The 3,426-nt window shown below is 33.7% G+C and carries 4 protein-coding genes; all 4 read right to left on the bottom strand.

Annotated features, from left to right (window positions below):
• Positions 1 to 277 (bottom strand): S-adenosylmethionine:tRNA ribosyltransferase-isomerase (locus PHC28_RS17155; RefSeq protein ID WP_300103442.1); only part of this gene is annotated, 277 nt, incomplete at its 3' end.
• Positions 278 to 466: 189 nt separating this feature from the next.
• Positions 467 to 1,690: a 3-phosphoshikimate 1-carboxyvinyltransferase gene (gene aroA, locus PHC28_RS17150; RefSeq protein WP_300103440.1), complete on the bottom strand. Its 1,224-nt coding sequence runs from the start codon at positions 1,688 to 1,690 to the stop codon at positions 467 to 469.
• Between the two features lie 112 nt (positions 1,691 to 1,802).
• A complete protein-coding gene (locus tag PHC28_RS17145; protein WP_196851471.1) occupies positions 1,803 to 2,129 on the bottom strand; it encodes a nucleotide pyrophosphohydrolase in 327 nt (108 codons plus the stop codon).
• Between the two features lies 1 nt (position 2,130).
• Positions 2,131 to 3,426, bottom strand: a 1,296-nt coding sequence (locus PHC28_RS17140) for a transglutaminase-like domain-containing protein (protein ID WP_300103434.1), incomplete at its 5' end; no start/stop codon positions are given.

Raw genomic sequence — 3,426 nt, 5'->3', positions numbered from 1 at the left:
GACGTTGCTCTGCATTCAATTCTCTCAATAAAAAAACCTCGATTCTTGCTCCTGTTTTTTCTTTATTTCCGTATAAACGTGCTGGAAAAACTTTGGTATTATTCAAAATCAGGACATCACCTTCATCAAAATAATCGATAACATCTTTAAATGTTTTGTGCTCAATAGTTTGTTTTTTGCGATCAATAACCATTAAACGCGCTTCATCCCTGTTTTCAGATGGATATTCTGCAAGAAGTTCTTTTGGTAAATTGAATTGAAAATGTGATAATTTCATATAAGAAAGTTATGAGTTAGGATTTATAAATTATGCGTTTTCTCTTTCATAATTTTAAATCGTGGGCAAATATACAACTGTCAGATAGGCGTTGTCAAGTGTTTCGATGTTTATTTTTTCCTCACCCCAACCCTCTCCAAAGGAGAGGGAGGAGAAAAGTGCATTTAACCCAATAAATTGGGGGCGATGTTAAGAAATCTGGAATCCAATATTTTTCAAATCAATCCAAAAATCAGGATATGATTTTGAAACCACTTCGGCATTTTCGATAATGATTGACACTTTTAATGCTAAAGGCGCAAATGCCATTGCCATTCGGTGGTCATTATATGTGGCAATTTTTACATTAGAGTTGATTGAATTTGAAGGTTTTAAAGTCAAACTTTCGTTAGTTACCGAAATATTAGCCCCAAGTTTTGTCAATTCAATTCTCAAAGCTTCCAGTCTGTCTGTTTCTTTAATTTTTAAAGTATGAAGTCCTGTAAGATGACAACCAATTCCCAATCCGAGACAAGTGACAACTATTGTTTGAGCAATGTCTGGAGTTTTATTAAGTTCAAGTTTTACCGTTTCAAACTTAAAGTTAGGTTGTTTAACTAATGTTATTTTATTTCCATCGAAAATAGTCTCAACACCCATTTTTTTGTAAATAGCTGCCAAAGCAGAATCGCCTTGCAAACTATTTTCTTTGTAACTTGACAATGTAATTTCCGTTCCCTCATTGGCCAAAGCCACGATAGAATAAAAATAAGAAGCCGATGACCAATCACTTTCTACTGTAAGGGTTTGTGGTTTTGGTTCTTGATTGCTGGATTTTACAGTTATTACATTACCAATGAATGAAGTTTCAACTCCAATTTCGTTCAACAAAGCCAAGGTCATTTTGATATAAGGAACAGAAGTGATTTCGCCTTCCAATGTCAATTCAATTCCGTTTTCAAGTTTTGAAGCGATTAATAAAAGCGCCGAAATATATTGACTACTTACACTTGCTGGCAATGAAACTTTATTTTGAGAGAGTTTTTGTCCAATAATTTTTATTGGTGGAAAACCTTCATTTTCTACATAATCTATTTTGGCTCCCAATTGTCGCAATGCATCTACCAGAATCTTGATTGGACGTTCTTTCATTCTTGGCGAACCTGTCAAAGTCACGGTTCTATTTTCTTGGACTGCAAAAAAAGCGGTAAGAAATCGCATTGCAGTTCCAGCGTGATGAATATCTATGATTTCCTCGCATCCAGACAATGCTTTTTGCATTACTTCGCTGTCATCAGAATTGGATATGTTTTCTATTGCAATATTGGGAAACAAAGCCTGCAACAACAACAATCTGTTAGTTTCGCTTTTTGAACCCGTAATTGAAATGGCTGATTTTGGATTACAAATAGAAGGTTGTAGTAGTAAATTCATATTTTAAATTATGAGTTATTAATTATGAGTTATGCCTTTGGCTTTTGTCACAAATAATTTAGGGGCGCAATTTACTATTCCTCGTTAACAATTCATAATTCATAACTCATAATTATTTAAGCTTTTCATTATTCTTGTGGCGGTCTTTGTCACGGACTGATTTTAAATCCATTTTCTTGTCGAAAGCAGCTTGCAAATCGATTCCGGTTTGATTAGCAAGACACAAAACTACAAAAACCACATCAGCAAGTTCTTCGCCAAGGTCTTTGTTTTTATCGCTTTCTTTTTCGGATTGTTCTCCGTAACGACGGGCTATAATTCGAGCTACTTCACCTACTTCTTCGGTAAGTTGAGCCATATTTGTGAGTTCATTGAAGTAACGAACACCGTGTTCTTTAATCCAATTATCTACTTCGAGTTGGGAGTTTTTTAGGTTCATTTTATATTCTTTTTAAAATAATTTTCTCGTTTTGTTTGTCAATCATTTGTTGATAAAAATCTTTTAATACGTCATAATAATCTGACGAAACTATTGCTGTGTTTATTGTGGTTGTAACAGAAACCTGGATTGTATTTCCTGTATTGCCTATTATATATCTAAAACTTCCTAAATTTTCGCCAGTTGCAATGTTCATAGGTTGCGGCATCGATTCTACAGCATAACCTTCTGGAATTTCAATGTTTATATTGTATTTATTTTGAAAAGGATAACCAAAATCAACAGGATATTCTCTTATTTCTTGTTTAAACGGATTTTCCTTAGTAGTTGAGAACAGCATTGGAGATACATATATTTTATCATTGATAATTTCAATATCTTTTGTATCTTTAAAAGAATAACTTTCCATAATTGGTTTAGATAAATCCAAATCATTGTCTCTTTTGTAATCACTTATTTCGATACTGTTGTTTTGATTTTCCAGCTCTTCTAAGTAGATTTCTTTACTTGTTAGTAGTTTATTTTGTCTAAATTCAAGTGCTTCGTGATCGCTAAGTTGTCGCCTTATTTTCCCCTCTAACGAACTATCACTTTTCAAAACAACACTCATATTCACGGCTTCTCTTGAAAGTATTTTGGGCATCAGGTCAACTTCGGTCGATGTTCCGTCTTTTCTAATAAGTCTTCCAAACCAGTTTAAATCTCTAAGAGGCAACACATTTGGCATTGAGTATTTTTCTGTAGCATCGAGCAATATCATATCTTCAGAATTTTCTATAGCCACAATTACATGATTAAAAGCGGTTCTATTAGGAAATGCAGCAATCCCATTAGAGCGTGTACTTACCAATACGGGGTTCACAGTTAATCCAGCAAAACGCAACATTGCAGTTAGCATTAAATTGATTTCGGCTATATTTCCTATCTTGTCTTTATAGGCTTTTTTAACACCATCATCACAAGAATATCCTAAATAATTATTCCATTTTACGCTTGTTTTAACATAACTTAATATCGCCAATATTTTTTCTTCAGGTGTTGTAAGTCCTGCTATAACGGGTTTTAAATCGTCTTCAAAATATCCTGTTTTGTTGAGTTCAGGACCAAAGTCCTCATATTCATAAATTGTTTTAACAACCGCATCCCAATCAGTCGAATAGGTTTCTAAAGATTTGCCTGGATAACGTGTCATTGATAGTTCTTGAGATAAAGTTGAAGTATAATTATCAATATTATTTACATATGCCTCCTCTTTCATTGCAAGCACATTCTCCATAACATAGGTAGTTTCGGTTTC

The sequence above is a fragment of the Flavobacterium sp. genome (genome assembly GCF_028712645.1).
Classification (GTDB): domain Bacteria; phylum Bacteroidota; class Bacteroidia; order Flavobacteriales; family Flavobacteriaceae; genus Flavobacterium.
This window is presented reverse-complemented; position numbering and strand designations above follow the sequence as displayed.